Consider the following 22324-nt stretch of genomic DNA (forward strand, 5'->3'; position numbering starts at 1 on the left):
CACAATACCCGTGCTCTCCCGATTATACAATGTTGAATATTCGAATAGGAACGGAGGTTATGGATCATGATCATTGTCGCAAATCAACCCGCCCTGCTGAACCGCTCGGAATGGTCTGATTTTGAATGGTATTGGTTACAGCAACTACAGGATCGTCCTACAAGGTATGTGTACCAATCCATGGATCATCTTCGTTTTGAGTGGGACTTGAGGGGCTCTCTCGTGGATGCAGCGGAAGGATTGGATCGAAGCGGTGTGAGTTTTGCATCCTTTGAAAAATCCAGATGTAATCCTGCCTTCTGGAATCGTAATGCGGAAGGTGGGTTCGAGCTAAGATCAAACGTGACCCCCGCCGACGGTATCCGGGATATCTGGAGGAATGGACACTTATATGCCTTTGAATGTGCAACAGCTACCGTTATTGTGCTGTATGGTGGCGTGCTGAGAAGCATTCGCGAAGACGCCTTTAATTCCCTGTTTCGAAATCTGTTACTCTTTGACTGGCATTATGACAGTGACCTGCGATTAACCGAAAAAAACGGTAGCGAAACCGCCCTGCCAGGAGATGTGCTGTATTTCAAAAATCCGGATGTTTCTCCGGAAACCCCCGAGTGGCAGGGAGAGAATACGTTCATGCTGCGTGAGAACTGGTATTATGGTCATGGCATTGGTATTGCACGCGGCGAAGAAATTATACGTACCCTGAATCAGTTCCGCGTTCCAGGTAGCCGGGTCTCCGCCTACTTAATGGATATGGTGATCTATCCGGACTTCTTTTATTTATCCCGATTCGCCAAAAACAGCCAGAATAATATGGCCGCTGGTTCCACGCCTGTATTACCTGGGCAGTTATATGTACGTCTTGGTGGCAGCCGTTATTTACGCAGCTGAACTACTGGAATAGAAACGGCTTTTGCATTAAATTGCACGACACCTCAATCCAAGTGATGACAAACAAGCCCAATACAGCAGCAGTTAGCCTGCCACCTCATTGGGCTTTCTTTACATCTAAAAGATCATTACTGTATCGACATTCCTTACCTTTGTGCTACATCGAGGATCGCTCCAAGCAGTTTACACATTAGGGTCCAGTTGCACAACAACCTGTTTACCACTTACCTGAACACCTGTCGTTTTGCTACCGAATTCAGCTAGCGATTTGCTCAGTTGTTCAGCCCACTCCTTGCCTGCAACTCCTTCTTTAGCTCCATGCACCTGGATGACGAGTTTTACCGAATCACCCTTCTTCAGAATGCGCTCCGCTTGAGATTGCTTCGTATCCCGGTCATGATCCTCCATCGCAAGGTTCAAGCGAATTTCCTTTACTTTACGTTTATCGGGGGATTTACTCGCTTTTTTCTTCGCCTGCTGCGCTTCCTCTTTGGCCGCTCCAGCTCCAATCAGCTTGCATGGCGGTGGACTTGTCATCAAGGACAAGCACACCAGATCTACTTTATGCTGCTTCGCGAGTAGAAGTGCTTCCTGCGTGGACATGACACCCAGATCTTCACCATTCAGGCCGGTCAGCTGCACTTCGGCTGCTTTGATCTTTTCATTTTTGATCATGATTCTTCCTCCTCTACATCAAAAGCCTGTCCTGACCATTTACGGATCAGAGCAGGCTAGGATGGTGTTGCTACTTATTTGTAATACATATCAGCGTACAAATACGCCAATCGGTTTGATTTACAGTGTGTTGAATGCTTCCGTCAGAACTGGTACGATTTGTGATTTGCGTGATACTACGCCTTTCAAGAGCGCTCTGCTATTAGACAGCGTCACATTGTAGGCTTTCTCCACAGCTTTAGTGGATGTACCATATGCCAGAGCTACGGAATCGTTGTTCAGAATGTCTGTTACGACAAATACAAACAGGTCGAGACCTTTGCTGGAAATGATTGCTTCAATGGCTGCTTCAAGCTCAGGTTGCTTCACGAGAACATCATTCACATCTACAGCGTTAACCTGTGCAATTTCCACTTTGGATTGACCCATTACGAATTCTTTGGCATCCAGGGAAATCAGTTCAGCAATTGTTTTTTGGCTCAGATCCGCGCCGGCTTTCAGCATGTCGAGACCATAGCTGTCTGCATCTACACCAGCAATGGCAGCCAGTTCACGTGCAGCGGCTATGTCCTGCTCTGTGCAAGTCGGGGATTTGAACAACAGGGAATCGGAGATAATGGCAGACAACATCAAGCCAGCAATCGGCGCACTCACTTCGATGCCATTTTCTTTGTACATTTTATTCAAAATGGTTGCTGTACAACCTACAGGCTCTGCACGGAAATACAGAGGTCCGCTTGTCTCAAAGTTAGCAATACGGTGATGGTCGATAACTTCAACAACAGTTACTTCCTCAATATCGCTTACACTTTGCTGACGCTCGTTGTGGTCAACCAGAATAACTTTGTTTACTTCATTTGCAGCGGTTTTAATCAGACGTGGTGCAGCAATTTTGAATTGATCCAGTGCAAACTGGGTTTCACCATTGACTTCGCCGAGACGAACAGCTTCAACGTCCTGACCCAATTTTGTTTTGAGATCCGCATAGGCGATTGCCGAACAGATCGTATCCGTGTCGGGATTTTTGTGACCGAAGATTAACGCTTTTTCCATATTCATAGCCCTCCGTCAATTCTGATTTATATAAGTTTAACCAAAGATGTTTACACTTGCCACTCCGATGACAGAATAACCTTCCGATCGCTGTTGTCCCCAGATTTTTTGATTCCCTTGTTAAAGCGAAAATCCAGTGATAAGCATACGCTTCCGATGCAGCTTTCTTTCAGAAAGCTTTCAGGCGAACGCTCCGCTTCTCCAGCTTTTTTCTGTCCTCTCCGTTCTCGTGTAAAAAGTTTAGTTGAACTTATATAGAAAATATATGTCATATTTTAATCACACCCTACTGATTATAGCGCTAATAAGGCTAAATTCCAATCCCTTTACAGCGAATTAATTGCAAATTATTCTCAGGCAAGTCATTTTGGAAAAATAGCTAAACTTGGTTCATTCCCCTCAAGTCGATATGATATGTATCCTATTTATTCCATCGTACAACCTTATAAATTAGCATACGAAATCTGATGTCCAACGAAAATATTACATCTCAGGCTCTTCAGCGCTCTGCCCTTGCCGTACAAAAAAGGTCTGTAGACTGCCGTCTTCGCTAATCTCCAGCAGGTTCAATTGTGCTCCGTAGGCACAACCACCATCAATGCCAATTTTGTCTCCGCTCGGGTCAAACCAAATGCCTGTCTCATCATGCAAATGCTTCACGGGGGTGTGTCCAAATACGACCGTCTCTCTAATCGTCGTTGGTCTGGAATAGAATGATTCACGAATCCAAATAAAGTCCCGCTCGGACTGGCTTCTCCAATCCTCGATATCCGGGTTGATCCCGGCATGCACAAAAATATAACCCGGAATTTCGTACACCAGCGGAAGCTGTTCCAGAAAACGAAGATGGTGTTCATAGTGTGTACGTATCCACTTTTTGGCTTCAGCATAAGCTTCCCAATCGATCTGTTGCTCATCATAAGTAAGCTCCAGATCCAGATAACTTGCCATCGTCTGTAGTCCGCCATTACGAATCCAATGTTGATCATATTGCTCAACATCCTGGGTAAGCGCCTTCACCATCATGGCATCGTGATTGCCTTTGATCACCATAATATGGTGCTGTTGCTGAAGCTGCATAATCTGTTCGATGACCTGTTTGCTGCTTGGACCGCGATCGACATAATCACCGAGTAAAATCAATTCATCCTGCTGCGGATTATAATCTGCGAGCTTAAGCAATGCATTAAATTCATCGTAACAGCCATGAATATCACTAATGACACATCTGCGCATGTGAATCTCTCCTCTCCCTGATCACGCAAGAGTATAACCGGAACCTTGCATGAGCAAGATTCCAGTCTGTTTAGAGTAGTTATTCCCGCTTGCTTACCATTAGTCCTGCTTGAGTCCAAAGGCTTCAGCAATCAAGCCGAATGAGCGCAGACGTGCTTCAAACGAATGAACCGCTGATGCAATAATGACTTCATCTGCTTCATGGCGTTCTGCCATTGCGGTAATTTTGTCTTTCACCTGATCCGGTGTTCCCACGATGGAAAAAGAACGACGTTGACGGATCTGTTCCATCTCCATCGCTGTGTATGGATAGTTGTTTACCGTCTCCAGAGATGGGAAGGAACTTTGTTCAAGACCTCGTCCAAGGCGTAAGAAGAAAAGTTCATTGCTGCGCGCAAGTTCAGCCGCTTCTTCCTCTGTCTCCGCGCAGAATGCCGAGACAGCAATCATTGAATGTGGTTTGTCATTCAGGATGGACGGCTTGAAATGTCTGCGGTAATGCTTCATTGCTTCTTCGCCGCCTGGTGTACCGAAGAATTGGGCAAACGCATAGGACGTCCCTTGCGCAGCAGCAATTCTCGCACCTTCGGAGCTTGAACCCAGCAACCACACTTCTGGTACCGTGGGAACCGATGGTCCGGCTACCAGAGATGCAAACCGATGATCCTCAGGCAACTGCTCGTGGAAGTATCCGCCCAGATCCGCGATCTGTTGCGGAAAAAATTGTACATTCGATGATTTGCCTTCATTCAGTGCTCTGCTGGCAATTGGCATGCCTCCCGGTGCTCTGCCAATCCCAAGGTCAATCCGTCCCGGATGCAGAGCTTCCAGCAGACGGAAATTCTCTGCAACCTTATAGGCACTATAGTGAGGTAGCATAACGCCACCGGAACCTACGCGAATTCGATCCGTATGTGCAGCCACATGTGCAATCATAACTTCAGGACTGGAGAAAGACAGTGCACCACTACCGTGATGCTCCGACATCCAGAAACGGGAGTACCCCAATTGATCCGCATGTTGTGCGAGTTTCACCGTTTCCTGCAACGTATCCTGTACAGTTCGTCCTTCATTGATATGTCCGTGTTCGAGTACACTCAGTTTCATATATATTCAATCCTCTCGTCTGTTAGGTTCATAAGAACTGTGAATATGAGATCTGCGAATATTACGCGCTTTTGCTCACTTCATTCTTGCTCATTCCATTGTAACATTAATTATTACAGTTTCAAACTTTAGTTATTCTCTTTATTACCACACTTGTGCAAGAAACATGCAAAAAACGCCACCAGCTTTTGAACTGGTGACGTTTTTGATCTGACCTATTGCAGAAAAATTGATTTATGGTGCACGTTTCGGTAACAACTTCACATACTCGTCAGACAGTTTCATCAGGCTGAGCACATGTTCATAATCGGAACGATACGGTTCCAAATCCGTTACCGGTTCATATGTTTTTAGGGAGTAGGCCGTTCCATCGTCAAAGCCCGCACCCGGGATAAACATAATATCATCGTTGACAAATGAACCTGTCGGCAAGTAATACCGGATACCGAAGGCATTGTGGTCCATGTTGAGCAAATCATGTCCGAAGGCAGTGAATTTCTCATCCTGAAGCGAAACACCCATCAAGTTCATAATCGTTGGCAACATATCCAACTGACCGCCTGGCTGCTCAATCACTTGCCCTTTGGTCTGTTTCGGCGTATGAATCATTAACGGAATGTTGAATCGACTTACTTTACCGTCATAAGGGACGCCCAGATTGGCCTGAATCTGCTGTGTAATCTCTTCGTCAGCTGGCAGACCAAAGTGGTCTCCGTAGAGCACTAAAGTAGTGTTATCCCATAATCCGTTCGCCTTCAACTCATTAATGAGTTGACCGATGGCATAGTCCGTATAGTTGATTGCTTGCAGATAATCGTGAAGCAGTTTGTTCGTGATGGTCGCTGGAATCGTGATCCGTGCACGATCAGCGGGAACCGTAAACGGCGAGTGGCTCGATGCCGTTATGAACTGAGCATAGAACGGCTGATTCGCAGCCTGATGCGAAGTCATTTTTTCCATACCTACACGGTACAACTCTTCATCCGATGGCCCAAAGTCATTGAATCTGTCGTTTTTGAAGCTGGGCTTGTCGAAGTAACGAGTGAATCCGAGTGCCGGATACATCTTGTTCCGGTTCCAGAAGGTGACGTCATTGACGTGGTACGTCTCGGACTCATATCCCTCTTTTCCTAATAACTTGGGAAGACTCGGCAGTTCACGGTCACTATACCCTGCTGACATGGGAACAACTCCGGTTGGATAGATAGACGTGTTCGACATGAACTCAGCGTCCGAAGTATTTCCCTGTCCTATCTGTTGGAAGAAATGAGAGAAATAATAGCTTTCTTTGGCCAGATTATTCAATACCGGCGTTAACTCCTGACCATCTAAGGAAGCATTAATCGGGAAATTCTGAAAGGACTCCAGTTGCAATACAATCAGATTGCTGCCCTTCGCCTGACCAAAATATTTGGCCTTCACGGCTGTGCCGTCACTTGGTTTATCCTGATACGGATACCGGCTAACCAGCTCATTGATCTTGGCAATGGTTTCGTTAATGTTTCCATTCGCAATGGCCTCATTCTCTTTGCTCGTCAGAATGGCCGACGATACTTGATAGTTCAGGAAACCGAGATTCTCAGCACGAACTAATTCGTTATCAATCGTTTCACCTTTGACAATAAAACTGCCAGACAGCACGATGCAGAATGCAGCGGTAAGCGCAACGCCGAGTTTGCCCCAGTAACGTCTGCGAATTCTACCAAACGTCAAACCGCTATCGCGGTAACTGATGTGGTTGCGCCCGCCAGCACGTCTGCGCATAATCAACCATATTGGCAATGCCAGTACGATGTCTGCAAAAAACAGAAAGTGCTCCGGTCGTACCAGTGGTCCGATACTTCCCCTTACTTGGGCAACTTGCCCCAGCTCACTTAGCGCGGTATAGGTTGGTACCGAACTAAAATGGACGTTATACAACGTAGCCGCGAACAGCACCAGAGAAAACAGAATATTAAATCCTCCGTATACTGCTCGCTTCCAGCCTTTGGGCACGATCAGATCCAGCAGGCATACCACAGTTAGTACGCCTAATGCGTCAGTTAACAGACCGATGCCGGACAGACCCTGAAAAAAGAAATATCGCAGCAGTGACAGCTTCAGCAGCATTACAATGAATAACACGGCGAATAAGGTCCGTGATGAAGTTCGTTCATTTTTGGAATTATACATGGTCGCTTTCAACCCTTACCCTGAAATTTTACGTTCATTTTACAAAACGCATATTTCAGTATAACAGTTTTCTGGTTGCTATTCCATGGAAGTTCCGTGTAGGACAGGGTGAGCGTTACGCAATTGTAGAAATATCCGTGTTCTGTGTGTCTGCTCCCTCTCTCTGTGCCTTAATGGCTGCTTGTGCAGCAGCAATTCGTGCATAAGGGATCTGTTCAGGCAAACAGCTTACGTAATCCAGTCCAATACGGTGGCAGAACGTAATTGACTCCAGGTCCACAACATTTTCTCCACAGATCCCTGTTTTCAGATGAGGTTTTCGAATTCGACCTTGGACTACCGCCATCTCCACCAGTTGGCCGACTCCCTCAATGTCCAACACATGAAATGGATTATTCGTTACCATACGAGAGTCCGTATCACGCTGAAGGAGAAGGAGCCGCTTCTCCGCTTCATGGCGGCTATATCCAAATGTCATCTCTGTCAGCTCATCCGTGCCAAACGAGAAAAAGTCAGCCTGGCGAGCAATGTGAGTCGCCGTCAGCGCCGCTCTCGGAGCTTCGATCATCGCCCCCACTCTATAGTGACAATGCCGCTTCTCCTCACCAAGCACCTGGTCCGCCACATGATCCACCAGATCTCTCATCACCTGAAGTTCATGCACATGACCGATCTGCGGGATCATAATCTCGGGACGCACCCACCATCCTTGTCGGATGCCTATCACCGCTGCTCGGAAAATCGCTTCCAGCTGCATATCAACAATCTCCGGGAACACCGTACTCAGCCGACAAGCCTGTTGCCCCAATGTCGGATTATGTTCATGCAATTCACTGACTCTGCGAATTACGCGCTCCAGTTCCTCCAGTTCATTCTGATGGTCTTTTTGCTCCTGCCACTCCTCTGCTTGTAACCACTCGCGCCGTTTCTCCAATACTCCCAGATCCGGTAACAGTTCATGCAACGGCGAATCGAGCAAACGTATCGTTACCGGGTATCCATCCATCGCTTCGAATATTTGTTCAAAATCAGACTGCTGCATCGGCAACAGACGCTCCAAACCACGCCTGCGTTCAGATTCACTGTCTGCCAAGATCATTTTTTGTACAAATGGTAACCGCGCAGGTGATAACAGCATGTTCTCCGTCCGGCACAGACCTATTCCCTCAGCCCCTAGTAGCCTTGATGTCATGGCATCCTGTGGATGATCTACATTGGCCAGTACCTTCAACTCTTTCACTTCATCAGCCCAATTGAGCAGTAGTTGCAGATCTGCTGATAAAAGTGAATCTGAGTTGTTATAAGCTGGACATTCATCATTAGTTACTGGCTGGATCTGTATGGGCAGATGTCCATTGCTCACTTCTCTGTTAGAATCTGTGTAGTGTCGCTTCAACACTTCCATGATATGCCCAGGTTGGATACGAAGAAGTGCATCCTCCTTGGTGATGAGTCCTTCATGGACAAAATCCACAGTACTCCTCAGCGTGGCTGTTGAGGATAATCGGGCGGGCTGGGTCTGCACAACATACAACGCGCCGGATTCAATCACAAAGGTGATTTCCTGCACTTCTCCCTTATGCGTCTCCAACTGGCTACCTATCTCCAGCAAACTTGTGTACAGCTCAGGTTGGTCTTTCCTTAAACGCTCCAAGCCGTGATCTGTTTGGCTCGCGTTCCCGGTAGGGACATATTGTCCTGTAATTCCCTTTTCTCCTGTAAGTGGGTTACACGTATATATTGTTCCGGTCCCGCTTGATTCTCCACATTTTCCATGTATCATCGTCTGTATAAGAACAGGAGCGCTTTGCTCCGAAGAGATGTAATATGATTTACGCACGATCTCTTTCTGAGATCTGGATGCTTCAACACACTGTGGATGATATACCGCACGTACTGCTTCTTTGAATTGAATTTGAACATCTTGAGGAAAAGGGTTACGCCCCTTCGCTTCAATTAAATATTTAAATTCGGTAATGGTTAATTCAAGTTCCGTTTCATCCCGACCCTTGACATGACTCGATATTTCTGTGAAAAATTCAGACGGAATTGCATATACCAGCTGTCCATATTCCTCTAAGTAATCTGAATAACATTGGAGTGCATACAACCGATCACCGGTTTGACGTGCGAGTCCTTCTACAGTAACATCATTCAGACCAACATTGAGCAGTGATTGTGTCGCAGTTGCTGAGGCTCGATCCTGGTCCGTACGTACCGCGAGTAGTAGCGGATTCTCCGAATGTCCGAAGAACTTCCCGGTTTGCTGTTCCAGATGCCGGATCGCGTTAATAATCTCTTCCTCTCCTTCACCGGAAAGATGTCCAAGACGGGTACAGAACTCGCGACAGCATTCCGTTGTGACCACAAATCCGGCTGGGACAGACCACCCTGCATGGATAAGTTCTGCAAGATCAGCCCCTATACTGCCCATTAGCCCCTTCATCTCTGCCGTACCTTCTTCCAACAGAATTACCCGTTTTGTCATTACAGCTCTCCCATCCGCCATTCATGGCTATGCTTGAAGACTTCAATCCCTGCGTTACAGATCAGCCTTCATTCTAATGGTATGTCACAATCGTTCAGTCAAGGACATCCGCTTTTGCATTTTGTGCTCGTTATCCTGTTTTTTTGTAAACGCTACACTAAAATGAGATGAATCTAAGCTGATTCTGGCAATTGCATTCGCTCATTTATCAAATTGAACAAAAAGAAGCCCCTTCAGCTATGCTGATGGAACTTCATATTTTTTAGTATTCACTTACCTCAAACGTCAGCACTCGATCAAACAGGATATAATCCTTCCGACTCTTGAAAGGCCCTTTGTTGTTGTCGTGTTTATCAATCGCAAACGAAGCTTTTCCACTTCCTGCTTGTTTGACTTCATACCAGTTGATAAAATCATTTACTTCTTTCATGCTTAGGTCGAATTCTTTTTCCAAACCCGTTGTCATGGTAATGACAAAGATAGCACGGTTAGTGGACGGTTCCTCCGGTTGTTCCGGAATTGTAGGTTCTTCTGGTTCTGGTGTGGTTGGTTGCTCTGGTTCAGGATCAATCTGCCCATTGCTCTCAATAATAGCCGAAGCTTCGTTTGAGTTAACACCTTCACCAACAGGATTAACACCAGTTACTACGTAATAGTAGATCGTACCTGGAGTTACATCTGAATCTTTATAATTGGCCTTGGTTATGCCAGTTGCCACTGCTATATATGGCCCATTTGCTGTAGTTGATCTTTTAATCGTGTAACTGGTTGCCGTTGCTGTCTCATTCCATGTCAATCCTATGGATGATTCTTCTGCAGATGCTTCGAGATTTAACGGATTAGTTGGAGGTGTGATATTATACAGCTGAAACTCGGAAACACTGACTGTCCGTGTATTAGAGTAATTAAACAAGTTTACTTTTGTTATTCCTTTGTACGTTGTAGGAAGATAAATTAATCTTCCATCAGCCTGATCTGCTTTTACTGTGTACCAATACGTCGGTAAAATCGCTTTTCCAGTGGAATCGAATAAACCAACGGAAACATCAAAATCTGCTTTTACACGGATAGCATTCGCTGTAACTGCTCCATTAAAGATTCCAACCGCATGATCTACTGCTGTAGATGGAGTGTTCCATTTTTCTATAATCGCACTTGTAGCCTCATTATTATCTGTTAGTGCATATGTAGATTTACTCCCTTTGCTTTCAGTATCGCTAAGTGTCATTACCATCTTATCCATGAGCCCGCCACTATAATCTACCGCAGCATGTACCCCTAAAGTAGATGTAAAACTAATTGTAAAAATAAATGCTCCAATCAATAATCCGACCTTCTTGAACAATGTTGTTTTCACATGAATCCTCCTAAAGTGTTTATGTACAAACTCACTTTAGTGTATATATGTTCATGTGTCTAAACATAAACTTGCTCATCTATAAAATTCAGTTAAATTCTTGAAATTTTATTTTTTATTGGATATTAAAAAAGCCCAAGAAGCATAAATCTCTCCTTGCGCTCCATATTGTTATCTAATCAATTAGCTATTCCCATTCACCTTTTTGACGTAAATCGCTTCATAAGCAACAATTACATTCGTTTTATCTGTTACCTTTTGTATATCATCGACCACAACTTCTTCTTCACCGTAATCTATTAAACTCGAATCAACTTTCTCGAAGACCCCACAATCCTTCACATAAATTATATCTGGATGGTTAGAATCATATCGTAAGCTTTCAGGAAGATCTTCAGCCAAAATTTCATGCGATTCGGCAACCGTAGTCCTCGGTACCTCTGTAACAGGAACCATCCCAATAACAACTATTACTAAAAGTGAGGCCCAGATTTTTTTCTTCATAGGATGTCTATTCTCCAGTTCATTTTTCCTATATCATACAGTAAATCAGATTAGTGGGCCATTTTTTGATTTTGCTTAGAGTTTAATTTAATTATTGAAAGCAGCTTGTTTGTAGTTTTAGCTCCCATCCCTCAAGCCATAAACCGCAGTATATCCTCAATCTTCTTCCCATGAGAGATCACACCGTAGTTCATCCATGACATGAAATCCACCTCATACACATTGCCACTCTTCACCGCAGGCAGGCGTTTCCATTCGTCCCTGTCGAGCAGTTCGCGCTCATCTCCAGGTTTGGCAGAATTTCCAGTGTCAAATGTAATTAACAAGTGATCCGCATCAAGTTGACTTAACTGCTCCAATCCAATGGAAATCCTCCGCTCTTGTCTTGTCCATTGCTGCACACGGGAATGCGGAATCAATCCAAGATCCTGATAAATTACAGGGCCAACGTAACCCTGCTGGTCCCCATAGAGAGTAATATCAGAAGCAGATATACGCAAAAAAGCTACTGTTTGACCACGCATATAACGTGCTAACCGACTCTTAGCTTCCATTGCCTTGTCCTCATACGCACCAATCACATCTTGAACCCGATTCACCTTCCCTAACACATCGGCTGTCGATCTTAAAATGGAGCGCCAGTCCTCTCCCAGATGATCTACGTAAAATGTAGGTGCTACCTGCTCGAAACGGTCCAGATTCCATCGATCATATCCCTTGTTCAGCATGATAAAGTCCGGTATATTACCCACATTAAATTGAGCATCCTGCTCGCTTACATCGAATTCGGGTACATCATCCAATCCCAAATAATGCTGTCTCCCCCAAGAATGATGGGAGCATTGCAGTACAGGTTTTACGCCAAGAGCCAACACAAAGTCCTCCAGATACGGAGCAAAGACACGAACCTCTTGACGGTGATGACGGCGGTATAACCCAGGTGAAATACCAGCATATTGCTTAAATCGGCGGCCAAAATAATATTCGCTGCTGAATCCCACATTCTGAGCAATCTCATGGATGCGATCATCCGTCAGCTGCAATAGTTGCTTAGAGCGCTCCAGTCGAACCGCATTTACATATTCAAGCGGGAGCTTGCCCGTGATTTTTTTGAATTGCCGAGTGTAGCTGGCTCTTGTTAGACCAATATCTGCTGCGAGCTCATCCACGGTTATGGTCTGATCATAGTGGTCGCCAATATAACGAATTGAACTTTGAAGACGGGCACGGTCATCGGGTACTTCTGTTTCGGGGACACTCTGGCGAAGCAAGGCACGGAACCACTCCTGGAAACGAAGCTGTACCTCCCATTGCTCCAGCCAACCGCCAGTGACCTGTTGACGTAGTATTTGTTCCAAGGCTTCCAGACATGAACTCCACGGACTGTAGCTGAGTTGCATAAGCGGTAATAATGTCGGAGAATCTGGACTTTGGGGAAGTTCCTGCTGCTCCTCCATGTTTCTACTAGACAAAGCGTTCGAAGTCTCTTCTTTCAACTCAGCCATCATCAGATCAAGCTTATAATACTGCAATTCACTTTCTGTCCAAGGAGAGCCTTCTACCTTAATGGATGTTCCAGCAGGAACAAACATAATCATTCCTTTTTGCAAATGATGAGATTCCTGATCTGAGCAAACTATTGAACCTATCCCAGACGTTACAACAAATATAGAGTGGGAGGACGACATCCTGTATAACAAACGTTTATCGATATGAGATTGATGGTGATCTACGTATTCCATATGCTGAAGTGAGCATAGCCAGGGCTTGGGGATTAGTTGTATTATGGTGTGGCACATGTTCATCGTCCTTAACTGAGAATTATTATCATTTAAAATAGTGTATACGAAAAAAGAAAGCTCTTCAACCCTGACTGAAGAACTTTCTTTCTTATGGGATTATTCTTATGGAGTCATTTTTTCCAAGAGATCATCAATTTTCATGGAATTTGCTGTAATCGCACCTGATTGCCATTGTGATCTTTCCATGATGTACACTTGATTGTTCTTAACGGCCGGAAGAGATTTCCACAATTTGCTGTCAAGTACCTTCAAGGCTTCCTTGTTCTCGGGAGATGACCATTCTCCATTGGAAGGGAACACAATAAGATGATCTGCATCAAGTTGCGGCACGGCCTCTTCAGACAGAATTTCCTGGTATTCTTCCATCTTGTTAACCAGAGGATGAGGTGTTAGGCCAAGCTCGGAATAAATAAATCCGGTAAATCGATTTTTCACACCGAACAACGCCAGTGTGTCATCGTTAAAATTCAGCCGGACAACTGCGACACTCTCGTCTCCAACCGCTTCCTGCAACTTCGCCTTCGCATCTGCAACCTTGGCTCCGAATGCCGCAGCAACTTCTTCACCCTTGTCCGGCTTACCTACAACATCGGCAATGGTTTTTAGAATTTGGTTCGAATCCTGCAGTACGCTCTCAGGCAGACGATACGTCGGTGCCACCTTGGAGTACATCTCATATTTCTCCATATCTACCCCACCATCTACAATGATGAGATCCGGATCATACTCCAACAAAGCTTCAATACTCCCCGTAGTATCAAATTTCGGAACATCCAGTCCTAAATAATCCTGTACACCCCACATCGGATTATACCACTGCACTACAGGTGTAATATCGAGCGCCTTCAGATAATCTTCCACATATATTCCAGCAATCCGCTGTGGTTGAACCGGAATCGTCACATCTCCAAATTCATCCTGTACAACCCGTGTCGCAGGCTCTGTCTCGTTTCCAGAAGTATTTTCTCCAGAAGCTGCACTTTCAGTTTCAGTTGCAGGAGTCTGTTCCGCATTCGTAGCGGTATTTGTACTACACCCTGAAATAACCAGACCCATGAGCAGTAATGTAATCGTCCACCCTTTGAAACCTTTAACTAAACCTACCATGTTACCCTTCACCCCTATGTGATCTGTTGATGTAACCGTGAGAATATTCCACATATAATGATTATCATTCTCATCGATTGCTTAGGTGAATTGTACCTTATGCCTCATCCGACCCACAATGTACATTTGATGCTGTTTTTTTATACAAACGAAAACACCCTTGTTGGTCCTCCCCCCGCTTAACGCAGGGGCAACCTACCTTGTCGATAACTTTCCAACAGTTGATCCACAAAGGAATCATTCGCCGTACCCTGTAACAGTGCAGCACCAATTAAACCAATATCATCACTCACATACCCCGCTAACTCAGGTTCGCCGGTGAGAGCCAAGGTCTGTTTGAACGCCTGTTCCCTGCATGCGCGCAGCACCTCTACTTCAGCCACCGCAGTATCATGAGCCCACCGTTCAAAAGCTTGCATCCACTCGTCAGCAAATGCAGAGGCATCCCTTTCATCCAGGTAAACTTCCACATCCAATCCTTCGAATGTCTGCTGGGTCAGAATCCGTCCCTCGTTAAGACCCAAGAGTAGCTTCTCCACATCCGTTCTGCTCATTGATCTCCCCTCCAGTTCATCATCATGTCAGATACATCTCAGGTATAACAAAACGCTTCATCATTCGATTAGGATCGGCTGTAAAATGATCCAATTGAAGTTCCTCATATTCGCTAAGGATACTTTCAAAGATACGAGCAATCACACCACAATCTGCCAAAGCATTGTGCCTGTGAATTCCATCTGTGTTCAGATCGTAATACCGAATCAGAAAATCCGTAGAGACGACCTCGGTAATCTCAGGATGAATGTAAGTGAACATTGCTTTTGTATCCAATACCGGGTTAGTCAACATCGGGAGACCATACTCATCACAATGCCGCTTCAAGATGGGCAGGTCATATTCATATCCAGCTTGTGTCACAAGAACGTTATCACCAATAAATTTCTGAAATTCCTGAAATGCTTCTACGAACGACGGAGCCTCTACCATATCCTCATTCGAAATGCCTGTTAATTTCGCCACAGCTTCTGGTATAGGTTTGTCCGCACGTGCAAGTGAAGAAAATGTTGTATTACATTGTTGACCTCTTTGGTAATGCATCGCACCAAATTGTGTCACACTCTCCACCACAGGATTAATTCCCGTTCCTTCGAGATCAAATATGCAGTACATTCTATCCTGTAATGAAGATACGCTTAGATTTTCAACAAAGTATGTATCAGGCAAAAGCGTAATTTTCATCCGCCAACCACTCCTCCCCACTATCATTCTGGTAATGCATTTCTCATATATTAACCTGTCACTCCCACAACCGCGTGACCTGGACCAACTTGCGCGTTCCATCAAACTGCAACTTATAGATATCCGGCATCGTAGTCTTCTCCCAGAAATCGTAACCGTAGGAAGCATCATAGTGTTGAAAAATAAGCGTCATTACATCTCCATGGGTTCCGATGACTACCTTGTGACCCGCATGTTTATCCAGAATTCTATCTATCACCGCTACTGCCCTTGAGCGAGCCTGTTCACCAGACTCCCCACCTGAATACGCATACGTAGGATCACGGTACAACTGCTGCTTGGCTTCACGAAAATTATCATGCTTCACATCCGAACTCGATAACTGGCGTTCACGCAGATCTTCCTCTGTCACCACAATTCCACCTGACCGATCTGCCAGAATCTGAATTGTATCCACTGCTCGCCTGTAAGGGCTGGAATAGAACAGTTGAATCTGCTCCCCTTGCAGCAGACTGGCAACCGTTCCCGCATCTTGATGACCTTGTTCTGTCAGTCCACGCTCGCGTTCCTGTCCTTCAACATATCGAGACTCCGCATGTCTGACAAAATACAAAAACGTACTGGCCTCACTCATCATCCATCCGCTAATCCTTTCTTCTTCTCAATGACAATCAGGCAGGTACTGTCTGGCAAAGGCGCAGGGGAGCCATCTTCCTTCATGAAGATCATTCGTTCTCCAAGTGCTTCCGTATAACCGTCCTGAAGGAAATGTTCGAAGATGATCATCTCGGCTTGTTCGCCTAGCGCTTCTAGAATACAGTTCTTATAGTCGGTCGGTGTAAAAATACCGAACTGCTCCTGAATTTCATGCACGTATGCCTCTTCCCCCCACGTATAGGTATAGAGAAATTCCATCGCATCGTTGATCGGCATCTCTACTTCGTTGTCTGAGATCCGCTCATATTGAATTGCACGCCCCTGAAAATCCTCTGCATACCGCTCCAGCCAGCGCATCCCATCCGCTTCCAGGAAACGAATACGGCGCTTCTGTGCCTCGGGTTCACTCATGATACCATCCCTAATCAGAATTCTTCCTCCAGGTGACAGTACACGGAATGAACTTCTCAGCGCTGCCACAACCGTATCGGAATTAAATCTTCGACCGTCCAGTTCAATATATGAATATAACTCATGCAGAATGGATGAGAAAATAACCGTATCCACTGTGCCTGGCTGCACATATTGCTCCAGTTGCAGGGCATCGCCCTTCATGACTTGCCAGCGATGTCCTTCACGCTGTTTTTTGCGCTCCAGCGCTTCAATGACATTGGCTGAGATATCGATACCAATCGGCTCCACTTCCGGTTTTTCCTGCTCAATCAGATCCAGCAGAATCCCTCCACCTGGGCCAATATCAAGTACCCGTTTACCAACGATGTAGTCGAGCAGTACTTTTTTATAATCACCGGAGCTGTTCATATCGGACAAATACGTTTCTTCGTTGTGGAAGCGGTCATAGGCATCCCGGCGCAATCCGAACAGGTCAAATAACAGCAGTACAGCCTTCTCGTATAACGGCGACTTTTCCGCTTCAATACAGAATGCAATCAGCTTCTCTGCCGCTGGAGAAAATTCAAAGGTCACAAACAGTGTATCCGGCAGATCCGCATGACGCTCAATGCGATGGGTTAGATGGGGATAGACGATCTGATCCCCTGCCGTAATCTGTTCCCACGAATACTGTTCCAAATATTTTTCAATCATTCGTTTCTTGTAAATATTGAGCTTCTTGACGCCTTTGTAATCGTAATACATCGTATTCATTAATGGTTCGAAGCTGATATGGCGAACGATTTCAGATCGGCTCTCCATGGATGTGGGATTCATACTCTCGCTGCGAAGCGTCAACAGGAACACTTTCACCATCTCCTGCAACGAAAAATCCTGCATGGCCGACTCCACATACCATAATGTGCGATGAGCCAGCGGAGCCAGCGCCTGTTCCACATCCAGTTCCGTTTGGAGCTTGGCGTAAGCCGTATCCATAGCTTCTCCCTGCCGAATGGATGAACTTCTTAAGCGGGATAACCGTTCCTTCACGCTCCAGTCTTCATGATCCGGTCCAACGATAATCCAGCCTATAATGCGCTGCACCTCAGCCTGAACCTGATTCCATAACGCTGGATCAACACCTGCAATAATGCACTCATTTAATGCCATCAGTATGGTGTGCAGTTCATCTGTACTAAGCCATCCTTTGACGATTAAGGCGTGGAGCGAAGCATTCTCGGCAAATGGAATCTCTCCGCGTATGTATTGACCAATAAGTCCATGCGTAGCAATTAGAGTACGTATAATCTCATGCCTTGGAGTGTGTGTATTCAGCGTATCATGCTCGCTTATATCCGCATTCTTACTTAAGGAATCGCCCGGAGAACCATGTTGATTTATACTCGTCTCCTTGGTCTTACCGATGTCATTATCCAGGTGCTCTGCGCCTGCGTATAGATCATATAACTGAGCCGACCCCACATTGTGTACAAACAAGTTAACGCCCTGCTTTTGCCATACCCGCCGCTGCTCCCGTGATCCTGCCTTCGCCGTCTCTGACCAGATTAATACGTCCTCCAGTATTTCTCGCACCCAAAAAGAAACCTGAAGCTTTTCCAGTACGTGAAGTGTACGCTCGGTGTATTCCAGCACCGGATTTGTTCCCTCAAGTTCGGCAATGGAATGAATGCGCTCCAGGTTAATATGGGGCTTCTCTGCTGCTGCCAGCAGTTGCAGCCATTGCTGCTGGGCTTCCGGCGTGTTACCTGACTTGTATGATTGTATGGCCTTTAATGAATGCAGCATGAATTAGTCCCCTCTCTTTCTCTACCTTTTTATATAATATAGTTAGATTCGTTTATAGAAGTTGAACGATTGTATAACTGACTCTGTATCTCCCGACAATGTGTCGCTCATTAATATTACCCAGCTTTGAGACACATCACCCGCGGGATCTCCCGCCATGCCAGTCATCCAATCGATAACCCAGTACGAGTCGCGGGCCTCTTTGAGCATAACATTATCGGGGGGAAAATCGCCATGATAGATCTGCTGTTGATCAGGCAATGTTGTATTCATTCTAGACTGCTTCGAGTGGAAAATCCATTCGATATAACTTCATAATGTGCTCGTTCGAATACGCATAGATTGCCGCAGTTCTTCCCTGACCAATTCGCTCCATATCTACCCTCCCTTTACTCGAACTCACTGCCTCTGACTTTAGAGAAAACCATACAATCAACCAGCGTACCTGTACTGTCCCGCCGCCTCTTGCGCAGTATACCTTCCAGTGTATAACCCGCTCGTTCCGCTACTTTGGCACTTCGCACATTGCGGGCATCACAGCGGATCTCCAGCCGGTTCGCCTCCAGATGAGTAATGGCAAATCGCTCAATACCTCTCACCGCTTCCGTCATCAAACCCTCACCAGCTCGCGATGTTCGAATCCAGTAACCGATCTCAAAACAGCGTGCATTCCAGTCAATGCGATGTAACCCGCTGCTACCTACGAATTCATCCGTATGTCTATCACGCAAATGTAACATCATGTCGGTACGCTCCAGATATTGCAGCCTTGCTTTGCGAACAGTCACTTCAGACTCTTCCAATGAAGGGATTTTCTCTGCAAAAGGTAACCACAACCGCAGCTGCTCCGCACTCTCACGGACGGCTTCATTAACGGCTGTGCCATCCCCCCACTGCGGTGCTCGAATCGTGAGGCGTTCCGTATGGAAGCTCTCGGGTATCATTAACATGATCGGATTAAATGAAGACAACTCTGTCATGGTTATACCTACTCCTCCACCTGAAATATGGAATCAATAATCAGGGGCAAATTGTCCCTCACGGACACTGCACCGAATACTGAACGGGCGTGCACTCCTTGTTCCCCGAATACCTCCATCATCAGATCCGAGAATCCATTCAGCACTTTATGATGTTCCTGATACGAAGCGGACGCATTGATGAAGCCTTGCACTTTAACCACTCTCTTCACCCGATCCAGTGAACCCAGCACATCTCGAACGACAGCGAGCACCTCCAGTCCGGCATTCCGGGCAAAATCATATCCCTGTTCTGTTGTAAAGTCTGATCCCAGCTTGCCACGTTCGGGGATATCTGGTCCTTTACCGGATACATACATGATTCCATTGACAATAACGGCATTCGCATATTTTGCTGCGGGGGCGCTGGCCTGTGGCAAAATGATCCCCAGTTCATTCAATCTCGTTTCAATCATCGTATATTCTCTCCTTCTTTTAGGGTTCTAACGGAACCTGACTCCTTATATTCCTGCCTGTAGGCTCTTGGTGCTACCTGAACAGTACGCTTGAACATCTTGCCAAAATGTGAGAAGTTACTGAATCCCGCAAGCCAGGCGATATCCGTAATGGATTCCTCACTTTCCCGCAGCAAACGCTGTGCTTCCTTCACCCGTAACAGATTCAGATAATCACTGAAGGTAAATCCCGTCGTTTGTTTGAACAATCGACTCAGATAATGCGGACTAATGCGAAACATGCCCGCCACCTCCGGTAATGTCAGTGGTTTCTGATAGTTCTCATTCAGGTAACGCACGACTGCCTGTGTCTTGGGATGAAGCACCGGCTCACGATCATCGGAGCATAACCTGCCCAGGTGCTGATTACGATAGGCTTGCAGCAACAATTCAATAGCCCGGTGACGAAGCAACAGGTTACTTCCCGGCTGGGGACGAAGCATTTCATCCACCATTTCGCTCACCATCCGCTCCAATACCTCCGTGACCTGTGAAGGAAACCTTATAATAGGAATCTCCCAGCAGAAGGGCTCCTTCAAAGCTTCGACTAACTCCGTTGAAATAGCCATGGCTGCAAAAAGCTCAGGCTTCAAATACAGCACCATCCGCTCATGGTCAGGCATGCCGCTCTCCAATGTTTTATGAACCGTATTGCGGTCAACAAACACCAGGTCACCAGCCTTTACCCGATAGGTCCGATCCTTGATGAAATAGATACGCTCGCCAGACAACAGGTAATACAACTCATAATGATCATGCAGGTGGTCATCCGTCATCGAGAAATATCCAATGCGACGATCATATTCAATATGTAGTAAATCCGTGGGATCATGAAAATCTGCACTGAAAGGTTCTGTCATGTCGGCCTCTCTCCTTTCCATAAATTATAGCAAAATATGCGGCATTTGAAAGCGGTTACGCATAAAATGCGGCGAAAGAAGTACTCCCTTGTTATAGTCTAAAGCTATATTCAAGGAGGCGATAGACATGAGTAACAAGAAACGTTATGTATTAGTCGGAACCGGCGGCCGCGCCGAATTTTTTTATGGTGCTTTAACCCGGGATTACAGGGATACTTCCGAGCTTGTCGGCTTTTGTGATATAAATCAAGTCCGTATGAACTACGCGAATCAACTGCTGAAGGAAAAGTACGATTATCCCGAGGTACCTACTTATCCTGCAGATCAGTTTGATCAGATGATTGAGAAGGAGAAGCCTGACTATGTCATCGTAACGAGCGTTGACCGTACCCATCACAAGTATATCATTCGTGCGATGGAACTTGGTTGTGACGTTGTCACCGAGAAACCAATGACGATCGATGAGGAGAAATGCCAAGACATTCTGGATGCCGTCAAGCGGACTGGCCAGAATGTCAGAGTTACCTTTAACTACCGTTATGCGCCGCACCATACGAAGATTCGGGAACTTATTCTGAATGATACCATCGGAAAAGTCACGTCCGTTCACTTTGAATGGCTACTGAATACCCGCCACGGGGCAGATTATTTCCGCCGTTGGCATCGGGACAAGCGTAACAGCGGAGGACTGCTCGTTCACAAATCCACCCATCACTTCGATTTGGTGAATTTCTGGATCGGCTCGCAACCGGAGACCGTGTTTGCATTCGGTGATCTGATGTTTTACGGCAGAGAAAACGCAGAAGAACGTGGTGTAACGCAGTTCTACAATCGAGCAACTGGCAACCCGATCGCGAAGGAAGATCCTTTTGCACTGCATTTGGATTCAGACGCACATATGAAGTCCATGTATCTGGATGCCGAATCAGAAGATGGTTATCAGCGGGATCAGAGTGTATTTGGGGATGGTATCAACATTGAGGATACAATGGGTGTTCTTGTGAAGTATCGGAGCAAAGCCATTCTGACGTACTCCCTCGTTGCCTATCAGCCATGGGAAGGTTACCGTATTGCCATTAACGGCACCAAAGGCCGGATTGAGATGAACATTGTGGAACAATCCTATGTCAATTCATTAGGTGACAAAAGTAAAGAAGGTGCTCTGATCGGTAAAACGTTGCGGGTCCTTCCGATGTTCGGTGCGCCATATGAGGTTGAAGTGGAAGAAAAAGCAGGTGGACATGGCGGAGGTGACCCGGTTCTGCTGAATGATCTGTTTGGAGAGCCTGAAGAAGATCCGTTCCATCGTGCTGCTAACCACGTGGACGGTGCCAGATCCATTCTGACTGGGATTGCGGCCAATCGTGCCATTGCCACAGGCTTGCCTGTCAACGTCAATAATCTGGTTCGTTTCTAAGTCTCCCAGGTCCGCACTACTTTATTAATCTTTTTAAAGGCTGCGCATATCACGCAGTCTTTTTTATATTTTTATAATTAACCTGC

20 protein-coding genes are annotated in these 22324 nt (G+C 45.9%); 2 read left to right on the plus strand and 18 right to left on the minus strand.

What is annotated here, in order from left to right:
• Positions 1 to 66 precede the first annotated feature (66 nt).
• Positions 67 to 891 (plus strand): protein-glutamine gamma-glutamyltransferase, encoded by an 825-nt coding sequence (locus IFU39_RS07960; RefSeq protein WP_192132105.1) that lies wholly within the window; start codon positions 67 to 69, stop codon positions 889 to 891.
• A gap of 183 nt (positions 892 to 1074) precedes the next feature.
• On the opposite strand, the gene infC is transcribed toward IFU39_RS07960, so the two are convergent.
• The 18 genes from infC to IFU39_RS08050 form a co-directional block, all read right to left on the minus strand.
• The gene (gene infC, locus IFU39_RS07965; RefSeq protein WP_192132107.1) at positions 1075 to 1566 is read right to left on the minus strand and encodes a translation initiation factor IF-3; all 492 of its coding nucleotides are present in this window, start codon (positions 1564 to 1566) and stop codon (positions 1075 to 1077) included.
• A gap of 120 nt (positions 1567 to 1686) precedes the next feature.
• Complete coding sequence (locus IFU39_RS07970) at positions 1687 to 2619, minus strand: manganese-dependent inorganic pyrophosphatase (protein WP_091016924.1); 933 nt, start codon at positions 2617 to 2619, stop codon at positions 1687 to 1689.
• A gap of 483 nt (positions 2620 to 3102) precedes the next feature.
• Positions 3103 to 3855: a metallophosphoesterase family protein gene (locus IFU39_RS07975; RefSeq protein WP_091016927.1), complete on the minus strand. Its 753-nt coding sequence runs from the start codon at positions 3853 to 3855 to the stop codon at positions 3103 to 3105.
• A 99-nt stretch (positions 3856 to 3954) separates the two neighbouring features.
• A complete protein-coding gene (locus IFU39_RS07980) occupies positions 3955 to 4962 on the minus strand; it encodes an LLM class flavin-dependent oxidoreductase (protein WP_091016929.1) in 1008 nt (335 codons plus the stop codon).
• A 234-nt stretch (positions 4963 to 5196) separates the two neighbouring features.
• Positions 5197 to 7134, minus strand: a complete 1938-nt coding sequence (locus IFU39_RS07985) for an LTA synthase family protein (RefSeq protein ID WP_192132109.1) — start codon at positions 7132 to 7134, stop codon at positions 5197 to 5199.
• 115 nt (positions 7135 to 7249) lie between these two features.
• Positions 7250 to 9622 carry a putative PEP-binding protein gene (locus tag IFU39_RS07990; protein WP_192132111.1) on the minus strand — a complete coding sequence of 791 codons (2373 nt, stop codon included), beginning with the start codon at positions 9620 to 9622 and terminating at the stop codon, positions 7250 to 7252.
• Between the two features lie 262 nt (positions 9623 to 9884).
• On the minus strand, positions 9885 to 10979 hold the full coding sequence (locus IFU39_RS32845; protein WP_341073012.1) for a fibronectin type III domain-containing protein: 1095 nt from the start codon (positions 10977 to 10979) through the stop codon (positions 9885 to 9887).
• 183 nt (positions 10980 to 11162) lie between these two features.
• The gene (locus IFU39_RS08000) at positions 11163 to 11483 is read right to left on the minus strand and encodes a hypothetical protein (RefSeq protein ID WP_192132113.1); all 321 of its coding nucleotides are present in this window, start codon (positions 11481 to 11483) and stop codon (positions 11163 to 11165) included.
• 131 nt (positions 11484 to 11614) lie between these two features.
• Complete coding sequence (locus tag IFU39_RS08005; RefSeq protein ID WP_244660928.1) at positions 11615 to 13093, minus strand: AraC family transcriptional regulator; 1479 nt, start codon at positions 13091 to 13093, stop codon at positions 11615 to 11617.
• 294 nt (positions 13094 to 13387) lie between these two features.
• Positions 13388 to 14392 carry an ABC transporter substrate-binding protein gene (locus IFU39_RS08010; protein ID WP_192132116.1) on the minus strand — a complete coding sequence of 335 codons (1005 nt, stop codon included), beginning with the start codon at positions 14390 to 14392 and terminating at the stop codon, positions 13388 to 13390.
• A gap of 179 nt (positions 14393 to 14571) precedes the next feature.
• The gene (locus IFU39_RS08015) at positions 14572 to 14946 is read right to left on the minus strand and encodes a hypothetical protein (RefSeq protein WP_105598354.1); all 375 of its coding nucleotides are present in this window, start codon (positions 14944 to 14946) and stop codon (positions 14572 to 14574) included.
• A gap of 22 nt (positions 14947 to 14968) precedes the next feature.
• Positions 14969 to 15631 (minus strand): 3'-5' exonuclease, encoded by a 663-nt coding sequence (locus IFU39_RS08020; RefSeq protein ID WP_091016938.1) that lies wholly within the window; start codon positions 15629 to 15631, stop codon positions 14969 to 14971.
• Between the two features lie 58 nt (positions 15632 to 15689).
• Positions 15690 to 16265 (minus strand): histidine phosphatase family protein, encoded by a 576-nt coding sequence (locus IFU39_RS08025; RefSeq protein WP_192132540.1) that lies wholly within the window; start codon positions 16263 to 16265, stop codon positions 15690 to 15692.
• Positions 16265 to 18487: a class I SAM-dependent methyltransferase gene (locus IFU39_RS08030; protein ID WP_192132118.1), complete on the minus strand. Its 2223-nt coding sequence runs from the start codon at positions 18485 to 18487 to the stop codon at positions 16265 to 16267. Before IFU39_RS08030 ends, IFU39_RS08025 begins: the two co-directional genes overlap by 1 nt.
• 42 nt (positions 18488 to 18529) lie before the next feature.
• A complete protein-coding gene (locus IFU39_RS08035) occupies positions 18530 to 18760 on the minus strand; it encodes a phosphotransferase (RefSeq protein ID WP_091016942.1) in 231 nt (76 codons plus the stop codon).
• A gap of 116 nt (positions 18761 to 18876) precedes the next feature.
• Positions 18877 to 19467 (minus strand): GNAT family N-acetyltransferase, encoded by a 591-nt coding sequence (locus tag IFU39_RS08040; protein WP_091016943.1) that lies wholly within the window; start codon positions 19465 to 19467, stop codon positions 18877 to 18879.
• An 8-nt stretch (positions 19468 to 19475) separates the two neighbouring features.
• Entirely contained in the window at positions 19476 to 19922 is a 447-nt protein-coding gene (locus IFU39_RS08045; protein WP_091016945.1) for a RidA family protein, read from the minus strand.
• Positions 19919 to 20821 (minus strand): AraC family transcriptional regulator, encoded by a 903-nt coding sequence (locus IFU39_RS08050; protein ID WP_192132120.1) that lies wholly within the window; start codon positions 20819 to 20821, stop codon positions 19919 to 19921. Before IFU39_RS08050 ends, IFU39_RS08045 begins: the two co-directional genes overlap by 4 nt.
• A gap of 127 nt (positions 20822 to 20948) precedes the next feature.
• Between IFU39_RS08050 and IFU39_RS08055 the strand changes: the two genes are divergently transcribed.
• Positions 20949 to 22238, plus strand: a complete 1290-nt coding sequence (locus IFU39_RS08055; protein WP_192132122.1) for a Gfo/Idh/MocA family oxidoreductase — start codon at positions 20949 to 20951, stop codon at positions 22236 to 22238.
• Positions 22239 to 22324 lie beyond the last annotated feature (86 nt).

It is taken from the genome of Paenibacillus sp. CFBP 13594 (assembly GCF_014842675.1).
GTDB classification, from domain to species: domain Bacteria; phylum Bacillota; class Bacilli; order Paenibacillales; family Paenibacillaceae; genus Paenibacillus; species Paenibacillus amylolyticus_B.

What these genes read in the sequence shown, in the direction of transcription:
- IFU39_RS07960 (WP_192132105.1), top strand. Translation starts at nt 67, where the DNA reads ATGATCATTGTCGCAAATCAACCCGCCCTGCTGAACCGCTCGGAATGG.
- infC (WP_192132107.1), bottom strand. Translation starts at nt 1,566, where the DNA reads ATGATCAAAAATGAAAAGATCAAAGCAGCCGAAGTGCAGCTGACCGGC.
- IFU39_RS07970 (WP_091016924.1), bottom strand. Translation starts at nt 2,619, where the DNA reads ATGGAAAAAGCGTTAATCTTCGGTCACAAAAATCCCGACACGGATACG.
- IFU39_RS07975 (WP_091016927.1), bottom strand. Translation starts at nt 3,855, where the DNA reads ATGCGCAGATGTGTCATTAGTGATATTCATGGCTGTTACGATGAATTT.
- IFU39_RS07980 (WP_091016929.1), bottom strand. Translation starts at nt 4,962, where the DNA reads ATGAAACTGAGTGTACTCGAACACGGACATATCAATGAAGGACGAACT.
- IFU39_RS07985 (WP_192132109.1), bottom strand. Translation starts at nt 7,134, where the DNA reads ATGTATAATTCCAAAAATGAACGAACTTCATCACGGACCTTATTCGCC.
- IFU39_RS07990 (WP_192132111.1), bottom strand. Translation starts at nt 9,622, where the DNA reads ATGACAAAACGGGTAATTCTGTTGGAAGAAGGTACGGCAGAGATGAAG.
- IFU39_RS08000 (WP_192132113.1), bottom strand. Translation starts at nt 11,483, where the DNA reads ATGAAGAAAAAAATCTGGGCCTCACTTTTAGTAATAGTTGTTATTGGG.
- IFU39_RS08010 (WP_192132116.1), bottom strand. Translation starts at nt 14,392, where the DNA reads ATGGTAGGTTTAGTTAAAGGTTTCAAAGGGTGGACGATTACATTACTG.
- IFU39_RS08015 (WP_105598354.1), bottom strand. Translation starts at nt 14,946, where the DNA reads ATGAGCAGAACGGATGTGGAGAAGCTACTCTTGGGTCTTAACGAGGGA.
- IFU39_RS08020 (WP_091016938.1), bottom strand. Translation starts at nt 15,631, where the DNA reads ATGAAAATTACGCTTTTGCCTGATACATACTTTGTTGAAAATCTAAGC.
- IFU39_RS08025 (WP_192132540.1), bottom strand. Translation starts at nt 16,265, where the DNA reads ATGAGTGAGGCCAGTACGTTTTTGTATTTTGTCAGACATGCGGAGTCT.
- IFU39_RS08030 (WP_192132118.1), bottom strand. Translation starts at nt 18,487, where the DNA reads ATGCTGCATTCATTAAAGGCCATACAATCATACAAGTCAGGTAACACG.
- IFU39_RS08035 (WP_091016942.1), bottom strand. Translation starts at nt 18,760, where the DNA reads ATGAATACAACATTGCCTGATCAACAGCAGATCTATCATGGCGATTTT.
- IFU39_RS08040 (WP_091016943.1), bottom strand. Translation starts at nt 19,467, where the DNA reads ATGACAGAGTTGTCTTCATTTAATCCGATCATGTTAATGATACCCGAG.
- IFU39_RS08045 (WP_091016945.1), bottom strand. Translation starts at nt 19,922, where the DNA reads ATGATTGAAACGAGATTGAATGAACTGGGGATCATTTTGCCACAGGCC.
- IFU39_RS08050 (WP_192132120.1), bottom strand. Translation starts at nt 20,821, where the DNA reads ATGACAGAACCTTTCAGTGCAGATTTTCATGATCCCACGGATTTACTA.
- IFU39_RS08055 (WP_192132122.1), top strand. Translation starts at nt 20,949, where the DNA reads ATGAGTAACAAGAAACGTTATGTATTAGTCGGAACCGGCGGCCGCGCC.